Raw genomic sequence first — 14,761 nt, forward strand, 5'->3', positions numbered from 1 at the left:
CACGGAGCGACCGCGGGCGCCCTCCAGCCTATCCACCCGGCGGGCCCGGCGACTGCCGTCCGTGAATATCCGTGAACATTCCGTGGAGCACCCACCGATCGCCTGGAGGAACGGTAGTGGAGGACAGCGCGACGGCCCCCTCCCCCACTGCCCCGGGGGGAGGGAACCGTCCCGCGGCCGCCGGGTTGCGGGGCCCCGGCGGCCGGTGAGGGCGGGTCAGTCGGTCAGCGGGGCGTCACGCGCGGCGCGCCACGGCGGGGTGGCTCGGCCCTCGTTGCGCGTGGCGCGTCATGGCGGAGCGACTCAGCCCTCGTCGCCCGCCCGCAGCTTGGCGACGGCCGCCTCCAGGCGGGCGCCGTACTCCTCGTCCGCGGCGTGGAAGTGGGCGAGGTTCTTCTCGACCACGTCGTCGCGGCTCACCTGGGCGAGGAAGCCCGCGATGTTGTCGATCAGCCGGGTCTTCTCGCCCGCGGACATCAGCCGGTACAGCTCGCCGGCCTGGAAGAAGTCGTCGTCCTTGGTGTGGGCCGGCATGGTGTAGGTGCCGGTGTAGCCGTCCAGCCGGACCGGCGCGGCGAGCGCGGTGTCGGTCTGGGCGGGGCCGTCGTACGAGTTGGGCTCGTAGTTCTTGCCGCGGCCGGACTTGTTGACGGCGTGGAGGCCGTCGCGGCCGTAGTTGTCCGCCTCGGTGGCGCGCGGGGCGTTCACCGGCAGCTGGGTGTGGTTGACGCCGAGGCGGTAGCGCTGGGCGTCGGCGTAGGCGAACAGGCGGCCCTGGAGCATCCTGTCCGGGGAGGGGCCGATGCCGGGCACGAAGTTGTTCGGCGAGAACGCGGACTGCTCGACGTCGGCGAAGACGTTCTCCGGGTTCCTGTTGAGCACCAGGCGGCCGACCTTGACCAGCGGGTAGTCGGCGTGCGGCCACACCTTGGTGAGGTCGAACGGGTTGAAGCGGTAGTCCACGGCCTCGGCCACCGGCATCAGCTGGACGTAGAGGGTCCAGGACGGGAACACGCCGCGCTCGATGGCCTGGTGCAGGTCGCGCTGGTGCGAGTCGGCGTCGGCGCCGAGCACCTCGGCGGACTGGTCACCGTCCAGCGAGCGGATGCCCTGGTTGGTCTTGAAGTGGTACTTGACCCAGTAGGCGTCGCCGTCGGCGCTGACCCACTGGTAGGTGTGCGAGCCGTAGCCGTTCATGTGGCGGTAGGAGGCCGGGATGCCGCGGTCGCCGAACAGCCAGGTGATCTGGTGGGTCGAGGCGGGCGAGTGGGCCCAGAAGTCCCAAACGTTGTCCGCCTCCTGCACGCCGGTGTACGGGTCGCGCTTCTGCGAGTGGATGAAGTCGGGGAACTTGAGCGGGTCCTTGATGAAGAACACCGGGGTGTTGTTGCCGACCAGGTCGTAATTGCCCTGCGCGGTGTAGAACTTCAGCGCGAAGCCGCGCGGGTCGCGCACCGCGTCGCTGGAGCCCAGGTTGCCGGCCACGGTGGAGAACCGCAGGAAGACCTCGGTGCGCTTGCCGACCTCGGCGAGGAAGTCCGCGCGGGTGTACTGCGACACCTCGTCGGTGACCTCGAAGTAGCCGTACGCGCCGGAGCCGCGGGCGTGCACGACGCGCTCCGGGATGCGCTCGCGGTTGAAGCGGGCCAGCTTCTCCAGCAGCTGCTGGTCCTGGATCAGCAGCGGGCCGTACTCGCCGGCCGAGGCCGAGTTCTGGTTGTCGGCGACCGGGGCGCCGGACTCCGTGGTCAGGATCTTGGACATGGAGGGTCCTTCAGGTGTCGATAAAAGCGTTGCGTGGAGAGTGATGTGACGTGGCATCAGTTCTCGGCGGGCGCGGGCTCCGCCGAATCACCGAACGGGCGTCAGACGCCCAGCAGGCGCCGGACCGCCGAGCGGCGGCGGGAGGAGTGCTCGCCGTCGGGGCCGTCGGCGGGCCGGAGCGCGGCGACGGCGCCGGCGGCCGCGGCCTGGTCCGCCAGCGGGCGGGCGGCGGTCAGCGCGGCGGCCTCGTCGGCGGTCAGGCCGGCCTCGGTGAGGGCCGCGGCGGCCTCGGCGGCCGGGACGGCGTTGAACCAACGCAGCGCGAGGGCCGCGCGGCCCGCCTCGGTGAGGCGGCCGGTGAGCCGGAGGCGGGCGAGGCCGCCGTCCGGGTGGACGTTGATGCGCACGTGGGTCACCGGGCGGCCCGCGTCGAGCCGGAAGCGGTGCCGGGTGTCGGGCTGCAGGCGGGTGCGGGGCAGGATCTCGAACCACTCGCCGTCGGCCGGGTCCGCCCCGGTCGAGGCGTCGAAGCCGACGAGGTCGGCCCAGCCGGGGGCATTGGCGACGAAGTGGGTGGTGTCCACCTCGGCGGCCAGGGCCTCACCGCCCCCGGCCAGGGCGATCTGCACCCAGTCGTTGGCCTTGTCGCGCCGACGCCGGGTCTCCCAGCCCTCACCCATGACGGAGGCGCGACCGGGAGCGTTCAGGTTGTGCGGGGAGGAGAAATAGCGGTCGGACGCCGCCTCGGCCACGCCGCCGTACTCCTGGGCGGCCAGGTCGAAGGTGAGGCCGTCCAGTTCGCGCGGGTCGGGCAGCACCTCGCCGTGGACGCGCAGCCGGGCGACGCCGCCGTCCGGGAAGATGTTGAGGCGGATGTGGGTGTAGCGGTTGGCGTCGTCGACGGCGAACTCGTGGGCGGTGTCGCCCTGGAGCGGGGTGCGCGGCACCAGCGTGGTCCACTCGGCGTCCGCCACTTCCTCGGGCGAGGGGTGGCCGGGCACGGAGGCGGCCTCGACGGAGGCGCTCTCCGGGTAGTTGCCGGTGAAGTGGGCGGTGTCCACCACCAGGCCGCGGACCACACCGGCGGCACCGAGCCGGACGATCGCCCAGTCGTGGTCCTGGTCGGTGGGGTGGGGCTGGTCGGCGGAGACGCCGCGGCGGCGCTTGGACTCCCAGCCGTCCATGATCTGGCCCTTGTGGCCGAAGGTGTGCGGGCGGAACTCGGCGGGCTTGGCGACCAGGAGGTTCTCGGCGTCGGCGAAGGTGTCCTCGTTGGTGGCGACGACGCCCGCGCCGAGCAGCCGCGAGGCCAGGTTGACCAGCTCGGTGAAGGGAGCGCTCGGGGTGTCGGCAGTGGTCACGAAGTCTCCTCAGGACGGGCGATCGGACGGGGTGGTGGGGGCGGCGGCGGGCCGGGTAAGCCGGCGGCCGAAGGGCTCGGCCGAGACGTCCACCGCGCGGCCGCGCAGCCAGGTGGTGCGGACCGCGCCGGTCAGCGTCCGGCCCGCGTACGGGGTCACGGGGTTGCGGTGGTGCAACTCGCGGGGGTGGACGGCGAATTCGCCGTCGGGGTCGAAGGCGACCAGGTCGGCGTCGCAGCCCGCCGCGATGGCGCCCTTGACCCCGGTGAGGCCGACGAGTTCGGCCGGTCCGGCGGACATCCAGCGGACCACGTCGGCGAGGCCGTGGCCGCGGCGGCGGGCTTCGGTCCAGATCGCCGGCAGGCCCAGCTGCAGGGAGGCGATGCCGCCCCAGGCGGCCGCGAAGTCACCGCTGCCGCCGTACTCGGGCAGCAGCTTGAGGTCGGGGGTGGAGGGCGAGTGGTCGGAGACCACGGCGATGAACTCGCCGTCCGCCAGGGCCTGCCAGAGCAGGTCGCGGTTGGTCTCGTCGCGGATCGGCGGGCAGCACTTGAAGGCGGTGCCGCCGTCCGGCACCTGCTCGGCCGCCAGGGTCAGGTAGTGCGGGCAGGTCTCGGCGGTGACCTGGACGCCGTCCTCGCGGGCCTGGCGCAGCAGCGGCAGCACGGCGGCGGAGGAGACGTGCAGGATGTGGACGCGGGCGCCGGTGCGCCGGGCGGTGTCGAGCAGGACGGCGACGGCGACGGTCTCCGCGTCGGCGGGGCGGGAGGCGAGGAAGTCGCGGTAGTGGACGCCGGGTTGCTGCGGGGCGGCGGCCAGCACGGCCGGGTCCTCGGCGTGGATGATCGCCAGCGCCCCGAGCCGGGCCTGCTCGGCCAGCGCGGCCTCCAGGTCCGCGGCCTCGACGTGCGGGAACTCGTCGACGCCGGAGGGGGCGAGGAAGCTCTTGAAGCCGAACACGCCGGCCTCGTGCAGCGGCGCGAGGTCCGGGACGTTGCCGGGGACGGCGCCGCCCCAGAAACCGAGGTCGACCCAGGCCTGGCCGTCCGCGGTCTTCCGCTTGGCGGCCAGGCCCTCCAGCGTGGTGGTGGGCGGGACGGAGTTGAGCGGCATGTCGATGATCGTGGTGACGCCGCCGGCCGCGGCGGCCCGGGTGGCGGTGGCGAAGCCCTCCCACTCGGTGCGGCCGGGCTCGTTGACGTGCACGTGGGTGTCGACCAGGCCGGGCAGCAGGGCGGTTTCGCCGAGGTCGGCGAGGCCGCCGTCGCCGTCGGGCCGGTCGCCCGCGAGGAGCGAGCCGTACGCGGCGACCTGCTCGATCTTCCCGTCCCGGATCAGCACGTCGGCGGGGCGCTCACCGTCGGGCAGGACCACCCGTCGGGAGCGGATCACCGCTGGCTGGCTGAAAGGCATGGGAGACCTCCGAAACCTGGAAGTTGGGGGTGGGCGCCGGGCAGGGACCGGGAGGGGAACCGGGCGGGAACCGGGCGGGGAAGCGGGCGGGAACCGGGCGGGGAAGCGAAGGATTGCCGGGAGCCTAGGCCCGCCTTCAACAAAACGTCAATGGAGGAACGTACGAGGGAAACGCACGGGGGATCCGCGCGCCCCGTCGGCACGGGGGATCGGCCCGAAGATCAGCCGGACAGCAGCTCGCCCGCCAGCCGCTCCCCCGCGACCTCGGCCAGCTCGCCGGCCTTGGTCATGCTGTCCCCCGGCTGCTCCGCGAGGTCGGTGAGGGCGATCGCGGCGGCGAACCCGGCGGCCCGCCACTCGGGCTCGGACAGCTCCAGCCGCCCCGCCACGGCAGCCACCCGAACCCCCGCCCGGGTGGCCGCCGAGGCAACGCCGGCGGGGGCCTTGCCGTGGAGCGTCTGCGCGTCCAGACAGCCCTCGCCGGTCACGACGAGGCGTGCCCCACGCACGGCCTCGTCGAAACCCAGCAGTTCGAGCAGCAGCTCGATACCGGGTCGCATGGTGGCGCCGAGCAACGCGAGGGCGGCGAAGCCCACCCCGCCGGCGGCCCCGGCACCGGGGGCGTCGCGCACGTCCCGTCCGGTGGCCAGGGCGACCTGGTCGGCGAAGCGGGTCAGGCCCTCCTCCAGGATCACCAGGTCGGCGCCGTCGGCGCCCTTCTGCGGGCCGTAGACGGCGGTGGCGCCGCGCGGGCCGAGCAGCGGATTGTCCACGTCGCAGGCCACGACGATCTCGACGCCGGCCAGTACGTCGGCCAGCGGGCCGGGCTCGATCCGGTCGAGCCTGCGCAACGCGGCTCCGCCGGGGGGCAGTTCGGCGCCATCCGCGTCGAGCAGGCGGGCCCCGAGAGCCTGGACCATGCCCGCGCCGCCGTCGGTGCAGGCGCTGCCGCCGAGGCCGAGCACGATCCGCTTGGCGCCGAGCGCCACGGCCCGGCCGATCAGCTGGCCGACGCCGTAGGAGCCGGCCGCGAGCGGGGCGGTGCGTCCGCCGGGGAGCCGGGCGAGACCGGAGGACTGCGCCAGCTCGACCACGGCGGTGTCGCCCCGCACGGCCAGCGCGGCGTCCACCGGCAGGCCGGTCGGGCCGGCCACCTTGGCCGGGACGCGGGTGAAGCCGGCCGCGAGCGCGGCGGCCAGGGTGCCCTCGCCGCCGTCGGCGACGGGCAGTTCGCGCACCTCGACGCCGGGCGCGGCGCGCCGGACGCCGGCGGCGATCCGGGCGGCGACCTCGGCACCCTCCAGGGTGCCCTTGAACTTGTCGGGAGCTACGACCACATGGCCCTGGTGGGGGGTGACGGGCATGGTGCGGTCCTCACTTCCGTACGGGGTCTGGCGATGTTTCGACAGCCTGTGCCAAGCATGGGCCCGGGTGCACCTGGGGTGCGACCCCCCGTCAGGAGAAACGCCCCCGGCCGGGAGATGCGCCTCCCGCCGGGAGGGTGCGACTCCCGCCGGGAGGTGCGACCCCCTCCCCGCCGTTCCCCTCGTCCCGCTTCCGACGTACGAGAGGCTCCCCTCGGCGGGGAGGGGGCCAGGCGAGGCGTACCGGCACGACCGAAGTGCCCCCGACAGGGGAGTACGCATCACCGGCTGGATCGACCGGCGGGCGGGCGGATGAGCCCCGGCCCGCCCGCCGGTCGGGTCTGGCCTCCTGGTGGCGCGGGCACGACCGGATGAGGTACACGCCACCAGGAGGAGTTCACGGGGGCCCGAGGAGCCCCGGGGCCTACTTGACCTCGCGGCCCGAGAGGCGCTCGACGCCGCGCAGCAGCGCCGAGTGGTCGAGCGAGCCGTCGCCGTTGGCGCGGGCGGAGGCGACCAGCTGGGCCACCACGGCGCCGACCGGCAGCGCGGCGCCCACGGCGCGGGCGGCATCGGTGACGATGCCCATGTCCTTGTGGTGCAGGTCGATCCGGAAGCCGGGGGCGAACTCGCGGTCGACCATGTTCGCCTTCTTGCGGTTCAGCACGGTCGAACCGGCCAGGCCGCCGCCGAGCACGTCCAGCGCGGCGGGCAGGTCGACGCCGGCGTTCTCCAGGAACACCACGGCCTCGGCGAGCACCTGGATGTTGACGGCGACGATCAGCTGGTTGGCGGCCTTGACGGTCTGGCCGGCGCCGGACGGCCCGACGTGGATGACCGTGGTGCCCAGGACGTCGAACAGCGGCTTGGCCTCGGCGAAGTCCTCGGCGGCACCACCGACCATGATCGACAGCACCGCCTCGACGGCGCCGGCCTCGCCACCGGAGACCGGGGCGTCCAGGGTGCGCACGCCCTTCTCCTTGGCGGCCGCCTCGACCTTCTGGGAGGTCTGCGGGGTGATCGAGGACATGTCGATCACGAGGGTGCCGGGCCTGGCGTTCTCCAGCACGCCGCCCTCGCCCAGGATGGCCTGCTCGACGTGCGGGTCGGCCGGGACCATGGTGATGACGACCTCGGCGTCCTTCACCGCGTCCGCGATGCTGGTGGCGCCGTGACCGCCGACCGCGACCAGGGCGTCGATCGGCGGCTGGGTGAGGTTGTAGCCGGTGACGTGGTGGCCGGCCTTGACCAGGTTGGCGGCCATCGGGCTGCCCATGATGCCGAGGCCGATGAAGGCGATCTTGCGGCTCATCGCGTCGTTCCTTACGTCGTTCGTGGGGTGGGGAGGGTGGTGGGCCGGGCTTGCTCGGCGGCGTGCGGCCCGCCTGCTCGGCGGCAGCGCAGGGCCCGCCTGCTCGGCGCCTGCTCGGCGCCTACTCGGCGGCGCGGTGCTCGCGCGGCAGCCACCCGAAGCTGTCGGCGCTGACGCCGGTGGAGGGGCGGTACTCCAGGCCGATCGGGCCGGTGTAGCCGGCGGCGGTGAGCCGGGCGAAGAGGTCCTCGAAGTCCAGTCCACCGGTGCCGGGCTCGTTGCGGCCCGGGTTGTCGGCGATCTGCACGTGGCCGAACCGGTCGGCGTAGGCGTCGATGACGGCCGGCAGGTCCTCGCCGTTCCTGGCCAGGTGGTACAGGTCGCAGAGGAACTTCGCGTTGCCCAGGCCGGTGGCCGCGTTGACCTTGCCGACCACCTCGACCGCGGCGGCCGCGGAGACCAGCGGGTAGTCCGGGGACTCCGCCGCGTTGAGGGCCTCGATCAGCAGGATCGCGCCGATCTCGTGCGCGGCCCCGGCGGCGAGCACCAGGTTCTCCAGCGCGAGGGCGTCCTGCTCGGCGGCCTCGACGCCTTCGATCCGGTTGCCGTACAGCGCGTTGAGCGCCTTGGCACCAAGCGAGGCGGCGAGCCCCGCGGCGACCGGGACGTTGGCCCGGAAGCGGTCCTGCTCGGAGGGCACCGAGACGGTGCCGCGGGCCCCGAGGGTGAGGTCGTCCAGGAAGTTGAGGCCGGTGAGCCGTACGCCCGCGTCGCCGAAGGCCTTGCGGAGGGTGTCCAGCTCGGCCTCGGACGGGGTGGGCTCGGCGCCGAAGGGCCACCACAGCTCGGCGGCGGTGAAACCAGCGGCCGCGGCCGCGGCGGGACGCTCCAGCAGCGGCAGTTCGCCGAACAGGATCGACAGGTTGACCGTGAAGCTGTGCCGGGAAGCGGCCGTCACGTCACTCACCTCTCACTCTCTTCCGAGATCCGCTACTTCCACGATCCGGAAGAGGGATTCTGCTTGGTGGAAGCATCTCCGGCTCGGCGAGCAGGTGTCAAGACCGCCGCAACGTTTTGTTGAAGAAGTCCGGGCGTGAACCCGGAACCCCCTCCCGCCGGCACCGCGGGCGCCGGATCGACCGACCCCCGCCCGCCCGCACCGGCGCTCGCTACAGTGAGCACGTGCGATTGATGGTGGAGTTCACGACAGAACCGTTCGAACTGGACACGTTCCCCGAGCACGCCGCGGCGGCCCGCCAGGTCGTCGACGAGGCCGGCCTGGCCGTCTCGGTCGGCCCCTTCGGGACCGGCGCCGAGGGCGAGGCCGACCAGGTGCTCGCCGCGGTGACCAAGCTGCTCCGGGAAACCCTGACCGCGGGTGCGACCCGGATCTCGGTCCAGGTCAGCGTGCTCGGCGAGGAGGGCGGCACGCCGTGACCGAGCACGCGGAACACCCGCTCGCCCTGGCGATCAAGCCGCTGCTGGACGCCGTCGGCGCGACGCCCGTCCGACTGGACGAGGCAAAGTCCGAGGACGTCGTCCTGGAGTGGGAGGGCACCCCGGCGCTCGCCGTCCGGCTGCCGCACCTGAGCAGCGCCCTGGACCGCCTGCTGGCCGAGATGGCCCGCCAGTTCGACGGCCGCCCGCTGGCCGAGCTGGACCGCGGGGAGAAGCAGCGGGTCGTCGCCCTCCTGGAGGAGCGCGGCGCCTTCACCGTCCGCCACGGGGTCGAGACGGTCGCCTCGGCGCTCGGCGTCAGCCGGTTCACGGTGTACAACTACCTCAACCGCCAGGACGGCTCGAAGCCCTCCTGACCCCGGTCGATCCCCCGGTCGACTCCTCCAGGACCTCCTCCCGGCGGAAACCTTCCGGACAGGCGAACCCCGCCGGCGCGGCCAGTCCGAACCAGCCCCCGGCGGGGCGCACTTGGCGAATCGCACACGAATCGCGCCGGCAACGGCGGCCGGTTCAAAACGTAACCACCAACCGTTCAACAAAGTGTTGACGGCCGGGTGGGGTGGATCTAGCTTGTGCGGGTGGCACCACTCTTCAGGAGGTCCACCCGTGACCAACCACCCCCACACCCTTGACGCCCTGGCCGCGGCCGACACCGCGGACCTGGAAGCCGTTCTGCTGGAGGTCTGCTCCAGCCCCCACTGGGCCGCCGACGTCGCGCGGGCCAGGCCCTGGCCCGACCGGGAGTCCCTGCTCGCCGCCAACGCGGCGGCCGTGGCCGGGCTGACGGTCGCCGACCTGCACGACGCGATGGCCGGCCACGCCCGGATCGGCAAGCCCAGGACCGGCGACGCCACCTCGCAGCGGGAGCAGGCCGGCATCCAGGGCGTGGACCAAGCCCTCCTCGACGAACTGCACGAGGCCAACGCCGCCTACGAGGCCAAGTTCGGCCACGTGTTCCTGATCTGCGCGACCGGCCGCACCGCGGCCACCATGCTCGCCGCCCTGCGCGAGCGCCACCCCAACGACGCCGCCACCGAGGCGGAGATCGTCCGGGGCGAACTGCGCAAGATCAACGACATTCGGCTCAATCGCCTGCTCGACGCGTCCTGACAGGCCCTGACAGGCCCTGGCGGGTCCTGGCGGGCCCCGACGGGAAGATCCTGACGGATCGTTAGCATGCGTTGACGAATGATCACTTCTGCCATCAGTAAGGTCACTTCACCCATGACTGGCATCTCCACCCACGTGCTCGACACCAGCCTCGGCCGCCCGGCCGAGGGCGTCCCGGTCGAGCTCGCACTGCACACCGAGGGTGGCTGGCAGGTGCTCGGCACCTCCGCCACGGACTCCGACGGCCGGGTCAAGGACCTGCCGGCCGTGGAGGCGGGCTCGGTCGTCCGGCTGCTCTTCGACACCCGCGCCTACCACGCGCTCAAGTCCGCGGAGCCGCCGTTCTTCCCCGAGGTCTCGATCGTCTTCACGGTCGCGCCCGCGCAGCACCACTACCACGTGCCGCTGCTGCTCAACCCGTTCGGATACTCGGTCTACCGCGGAAGCTAGTAGACCGACCTGGAAGCCCTAGGAGCCACGTCATGGCCCACGTGCTCGGTCAGAACCAGTACGGCAAGGCGGAGAACCGCATCGTGCGGGTCTACCGCGACTCCACCCGGCACGAGATCAAGGACCTGAACGTCTCGGTCTCCCTCCGGGGCGAGTTCGAGGACGTCCACCTCACCGGGTCGAACGCCAACTGCCTCCCCACCGACACCACCAAGAACACCGTGTACGCCTTCGCCAAGGAGCACGGGATCGAGTCGGCCGAGGCCTTCGGCATCATCCTGGCCCGCCACTTCGTCGACGACACCGAGCGCGGCGTCGTGCACAGCGCCCGGATCCGGATCGAGGAGTACGCCTGGGACCGGATCAAGACGCCGGACAACTCGGCCCGCTTCATCGGCTCGGAGGAGGTCGGCCACTCCTTCGTCCGCAACGGCCAGGAGACCCGCACCACCGAGATCGTCTACGACGGCGAGACCGTCCAGGTCATCTCCGGCCTCAAGGACCTCGTCGTCATGAACTCCACCAACTCGGAGTTCTGGGGCTACATCAAGGACAAGTACACCACCCTGCAAGAGGCGTACGACCGCATCCTCGCCACCCAGGTCACCGCCCGCTGGAAGTACGGCTACGACGGCCGGGACGGCGAGGCCCAGCCCAACTGGAACCGCTCCTACACCCACGTGCGGCGGCACCTGCTGGAGGCCTTCGCCGAGACCTACTCCTACTCGCTGCAGCAGACCCTGCACTCAATGGGCACCCGGGTCCTCAACAACCGCGCCGAGGTGGACGAAGTCCGCCTGGAGCTACCCAACAAGCACCACTTCCTCGTCGACCTGGAGCCCTTCGGCCTCAAGAACGACAACGAGGTCTACTACGCCGCCGACCGGATGTACGGCCTCATCGAGGGCACCGTGCACCGCGAGGGCGTCGTCCCGGTCATCCCCGTCGCCTGACCGCCCCACCCCAATGGGCACCGCCCGGAGTCGCCGCACCCGCCGGCCCCCGAACGCCGGCCGCGTCCGGGCGGACAGCAGTACCCGCACCACCAGAACCACCCGTTCCACCAGTTTCTCCACCCCCACCCACCGGAGTTCGTGTCTGCCTCGCGGCGGCCGGCCCGGGGCACTGGAGAAGCGCCCCGAGGGACTCCTGCACCGCCGTCCCGCCCTCGGGGCACCTCCAGCGCCGCGGGCGCGCCGGGAGTCACGGGCACAAGAGGGGCTCGACATGGCACCCAGCGACACCAGCAGTAAAGACGGCGGTTCCACCCCGGAAAGAACCTCTGGCCCGGACGGCACGTCGGCGCACCTCCCCGGTGAGCCGTCCGGGCCCGGAACCCACCCCGTGGACGAGTTGCTGCCCCCGGTGAAGCTCTTCTCCACCGGACTCCAGCACGTCGCCGCGATGTACGCGGGGGTCGTCGCACCCCCGCTCATCGTCGGCGCCGGCGTCGGGCTCTCCCCCGCCGAACTCGCCCTGCTCATCTCGGCCAGCCTGTTCACCGCCGGACTGGCCACCCTGCTCCAGACCCTCGGCATCTGGAAGATCGGCGCGCGACTGCCGTTCGTCAACGGCGTCTCCTTCGCGGGAGTCGCGCCCATGATCGCCATAGCCAAGGAGCACAGCCCGAAGGACGCCCTCCCGGTGATCTTCGGAGCGGTGATCGTCGCGGGGATCCTGTGCTTCCTCGCGGCACCGTACTTCTGCAAGCTCATCCGGTTCTTCCCCCCGGTCGTCCAGGGCACCGTGATCACCCTCATCGGGGTGTCCCTGCTTCCGGTGGCGGTCAACTGGGCGCGCGGCGGCTCGCCGGGCGCCCCCGGATACGGCTCCATGCGGGCCGTCGGGCTCGCCGCGATCACCCTCGTCGCGGTGGTGCTCTGCAACCGGCTGCTGCGCGGCTTCTGGCAGCAGCTCTCGTTGCTCATCGGCCTGGCGCTCGGCACCCTGATCGCCTTCCCGCTGGGCCTGGCCGACTTCGGCGCGGTCAAGGACGCGAAGGTCTTCGCGCTCCCCTCCCCGTTCCACTTCGGCGCGCCCGTCTTCGACGCCGCCGCGATCGTCTCGATGTGCATCGTCATGGTGGTCGCCATGACCGAGTCCACCGCCGACATGCTCGCCCTGGGCAAGATCGTCGAGCGCGAGGCCGACGAACCCACGCTCGCCGCCGGCCTGCGGGCCGACGGACTGGCCACCGCGCTCAGCCCCGTCTTCAACGGCTTCGCCGCCAGCGCCTTCGCCCAGAACATCGGGCTGGTGGCGCTGACCAAGATCCGCAGCCGCTTCGTGGTCGCGGCCGGCGGCGGCATCCTGATCCTGCTCGGGCTCTTCCCCGTGCTCGGGTCGCTCGTCTCCCTGGTACCGCAGCCCGTCCTGGGCGGCGCCGGGATCGTGCTCTTCGGCACCGTCGCGGCGAGTGGCATCCGCACCCTCGCGGAGGCTGGGATGGAGTCCAGCTCGAACACCATCCTGGTGTCCGTGTCGCTCGGCGTCGGCATCATCCCCATCGCGGTACCGACCTTCTACGACTCCTTCCCGGAGGCCGTCCGGACCCTGATGCACTCCGGGATCTCGGTCGGCTGCGTGATGGCCGTCCTGCTCAACCTGCTCTTCCACCACGCCGGAGCCGCCCGCCGGACCAGATCCGGCAAGACCTCCGGCGCGACGGTGCCGACGGCGACACCGTCCTGACCGGCCCGGGAGGGGCGCACCCCGCGCGGCGAACGCCCCTCCCGGCCCTCCCCCATAGGAGTGACACCATGGCAGTCCAGCCCCCACCCGCCGACCAGCGGATCGTCATCGAGAACGTCGCGATCGCCACCGTCGACGCCGACGACACCGAGTACGCCCGCGGCCACGTGGTCATCCTCGGCAACACGATCGAGTCGGTCGGCGACGGACCCGCCCCGCAGTGGCTGGACAACGTGGTGCGCCGGATCAACGGCGAGGGCCACCTGATCACCCCCGGCCTGGTCAACACCCACCACCACTTCTACCAGTGGATCACCCGCGGCCTCGCCCAGAACGACATCCTCTTCGACTGGCTCGTCGCCCTCTACCCGACCTGGGCCCGGATCGACGAGAAGCTCGTCCACGCCGCCAGCCAGGGCTCCGCCGCCGCCCTCCTCAAGTCCGGCTGCACCACCGCCTCCGACCACCACTACGTCTTCCCCAAGGACGGCGGCGACGTCCTCGGCGCCTCCATCGAGGCCGTCCGGGAACTCGGCCTGCGGTTCACGGCGCTGCGCGGCTCCATGGACCGCGGCAAGAAGGACGGCGGCCTCCCGCCGGACCACGCGGTCGAGGAGCTCGACGACATCCTCACCGCCTCCGAGGCCGCCGTGGACACCTACCACGACTCCTCCTTCGGCTCGATGCTGCACATCGCCATCGCGCCCTGCTCGCCGTTCTCGGTCTCCACCGACCTGCTCCGCCAGTCCGCCGAACTCGCCCGCCGCAAGGGCGTCCGGCTGCACACCCACGGCTCGGAGACCGCCGAGGAGGAGCAGTTCTGCAAGGAACTGTTCGGCATGGGCCCGACCGACTACTTCGAGTCCGTCGGCTGGCTCGGCGAGGACGTCTGGATGGCGCACTGCGTCCACATGAACGACTCCGACATCGCCAAGTTCGCCGAGACCGGCACCGGCGTGGCCCACTGCCCCTCCTCCAACGCCCGGCTGGCCGCCGGGATCGCCCGCGTCCCCGACATGCTCAGGGCCGGCGTCCCGGTCGGCCTCGGCGTCGACGGCACCGCCTCCAACGAGTCCGGCGAACTCGGCACCGAGCTGCGCAACGCCCTGCTGATCAACCGTCTGCACGGGTCCCCGGCCGCCCTCACCGGCCGCCAGGCGCTGCGGCTGGGCACCATGGGCGGCGCCCGGGTGCTCGGCCGCCAGGGCGAGATCGGCTCGATCGAGGTCGGCAAGCTCGCCGACCTCGCGCTGTGGAAGATCGACGGTGTCCTGCACTCCTCCATCGCCGACCCGGTCGCCGCCCTCACCTTCGGCGCCCTGCCGCCGCTGGCCGTGCTGTTCGTCAACGGCAACGCCGTCGTCGAGAAGGGCCAGCTGACCACCGTCGACGAGGACCGGATCGCCCGCGCCTGCGCCCGCGCCGCCAAGGAGCTCGCCGCCCGGCCGCTCTGACGCCCCGCTCCTCCTCCACCCCTGAACTCCGGGCCGCCCAGGGACGGTGCGTGACCCGGACTCCGCAACCCGGCCTTCCCGGCCGGCGCGCGGACCGCAGCCCCGGACCCACGGCGAGGGTCCGGGGCTGCGGCGTGCCCGGGGGCGGGTGACGAGTGACGGATAACAGCGAACAGATGACAGCTGACGAAAGTTGTCATCTGTTATCTGTTCGCTGAAATCTGTTCGCCGTGATTCGCTTGCTGTGATCCGTTCGCCGTGGTGCGTCCGCCGCTACGCGCCCGGTCTCAGAAAGTGTTGGGTAATTGATCAACTTCGTGGCGTGATGCACTGGTGGTGATCGTCGCGGGCGAGGCATCCGCGACGATCACCGCCATGTGTGTC

Annotated in this window: 13 protein-coding genes; 7 read left to right on the forward strand and 6 right to left on the reverse strand. The window is 72.3% G+C overall.

Annotated elements, in window-relative coordinates:
- Nucleotides 1–303: 303 nt before the first annotated feature.
- From AB0P03_RS24005 to AB0P03_RS24030, 6 genes are all read right to left on the reverse strand, one after another.
- On the reverse strand, nucleotides 304–1,764 hold the full coding sequence (locus AB0P03_RS24005; RefSeq protein WP_363630686.1) for a catalase: 1,461 nt from the start codon (nucleotides 1,762–1,764) through the stop codon (nucleotides 304–306).
- A 101-nt stretch (nucleotides 1,765–1,865) separates the two neighbouring features.
- On the reverse strand, nucleotides 1,866–3,125 hold the full coding sequence (gene alc, locus AB0P03_RS24010) for an allantoicase (RefSeq protein WP_363579246.1): 1,260 nt from the start codon (nucleotides 3,123–3,125) through the stop codon (nucleotides 1,866–1,868).
- Nucleotides 3,126–3,134: 9 nt separating this feature from the next.
- The gene (gene allB / locus AB0P03_RS24015; protein WP_363579247.1) at nucleotides 3,135–4,538 is read right to left on the reverse strand and encodes an allantoinase AllB; all 1,404 of its coding nucleotides are present in this window, start codon (nucleotides 4,536–4,538) and stop codon (nucleotides 3,135–3,137) included.
- Between the two features lie 221 nt (nucleotides 4,539–4,759).
- Nucleotides 4,760–5,902, reverse strand: a complete 1,143-nt coding sequence (locus AB0P03_RS24020; protein ID WP_363630688.1) for a glycerate kinase — start codon at nucleotides 5,900–5,902, stop codon at nucleotides 4,760–4,762.
- A gap of 424 nt (nucleotides 5,903–6,326) precedes the next feature.
- Entirely contained in the window at nucleotides 6,327–7,214 is an 888-nt protein-coding gene (locus AB0P03_RS24025; protein WP_363579251.1) for a 2-hydroxy-3-oxopropionate reductase, read from the reverse strand.
- Nucleotides 7,215–7,335: 121 nt separating this feature from the next.
- The gene (locus tag AB0P03_RS24030) at nucleotides 7,336–8,181 is read right to left on the reverse strand and encodes a TIM barrel protein (protein WP_363630690.1); all 846 of its coding nucleotides are present in this window, start codon (nucleotides 8,179–8,181) and stop codon (nucleotides 7,336–7,338) included.
- Nucleotides 8,182–8,405: 224 nt separating this feature from the next.
- Here AB0P03_RS24030 and AB0P03_RS24035 point away from each other — a divergent pair, with 224 nt between their 5' ends.
- The 7 genes from AB0P03_RS24035 to AB0P03_RS24065 all read left to right on the forward strand — a co-directional run bounded on the left by AB0P03_RS24035 (nucleotide 8,406) and on the right by AB0P03_RS24065 (nucleotide 14,377).
- A complete protein-coding gene (locus tag AB0P03_RS24035) occupies nucleotides 8,406–8,651 on the forward strand; it encodes a thiamine-binding protein (protein ID WP_079136014.1) in 246 nt (81 codons plus the stop codon).
- Nucleotides 8,648–9,028 carry a helix-turn-helix domain-containing protein gene (locus tag AB0P03_RS24040; RefSeq protein WP_363630691.1) on the forward strand — a complete coding sequence of 127 codons (381 nt, stop codon included), beginning with the start codon at nucleotides 8,648–8,650 and terminating at the stop codon, nucleotides 9,026–9,028. The genes AB0P03_RS24035 and AB0P03_RS24040 overlap by 4 nt, the downstream gene beginning before the upstream one ends.
- 250 nt (nucleotides 9,029–9,278) lie before the next feature.
- Complete coding sequence (gene uraD / locus AB0P03_RS24045; RefSeq protein WP_363630693.1) at nucleotides 9,279–9,782, forward strand: 2-oxo-4-hydroxy-4-carboxy-5-ureidoimidazoline decarboxylase; 504 nt, start codon at nucleotides 9,279–9,281, stop codon at nucleotides 9,780–9,782.
- A 114-nt stretch (nucleotides 9,783–9,896) separates the two neighbouring features.
- The gene (gene uraH, locus AB0P03_RS24050) at nucleotides 9,897–10,232 is read left to right on the forward strand and encodes a hydroxyisourate hydrolase (RefSeq protein ID WP_363579258.1); all 336 of its coding nucleotides are present in this window, start codon (nucleotides 9,897–9,899) and stop codon (nucleotides 10,230–10,232) included.
- Nucleotides 10,233–10,264: 32 nt separating this feature from the next.
- On the forward strand, nucleotides 10,265–11,185 hold the full coding sequence (gene pucL / locus AB0P03_RS24055) for a factor-independent urate hydroxylase (protein WP_350875324.1): 921 nt from the start codon (nucleotides 10,265–10,267) through the stop codon (nucleotides 11,183–11,185).
- Between the two features lie 274 nt (nucleotides 11,186–11,459).
- Nucleotides 11,460–12,923: a nucleobase:cation symporter-2 family protein gene (locus AB0P03_RS24060; RefSeq protein WP_363630695.1), complete on the forward strand. Its 1,464-nt coding sequence runs from the start codon at nucleotides 11,460–11,462 to the stop codon at nucleotides 12,921–12,923.
- 68 nt (nucleotides 12,924–12,991) lie between these two features.
- Nucleotides 12,992–14,377: an 8-oxoguanine deaminase gene (locus AB0P03_RS24065; protein ID WP_363630696.1), complete on the forward strand. Its 1,386-nt coding sequence runs from the start codon at nucleotides 12,992–12,994 to the stop codon at nucleotides 14,375–14,377.
- The last annotated feature ends 384 nt before the right edge of the window (nucleotides 14,378–14,761 follow it).

The organism is Kitasatospora sp. NPDC088779, assembly GCF_040685395.1.
Classification (GTDB): Bacteria; Actinomycetota; Actinomycetes; order Streptomycetales; family Streptomycetaceae; genus Kitasatospora.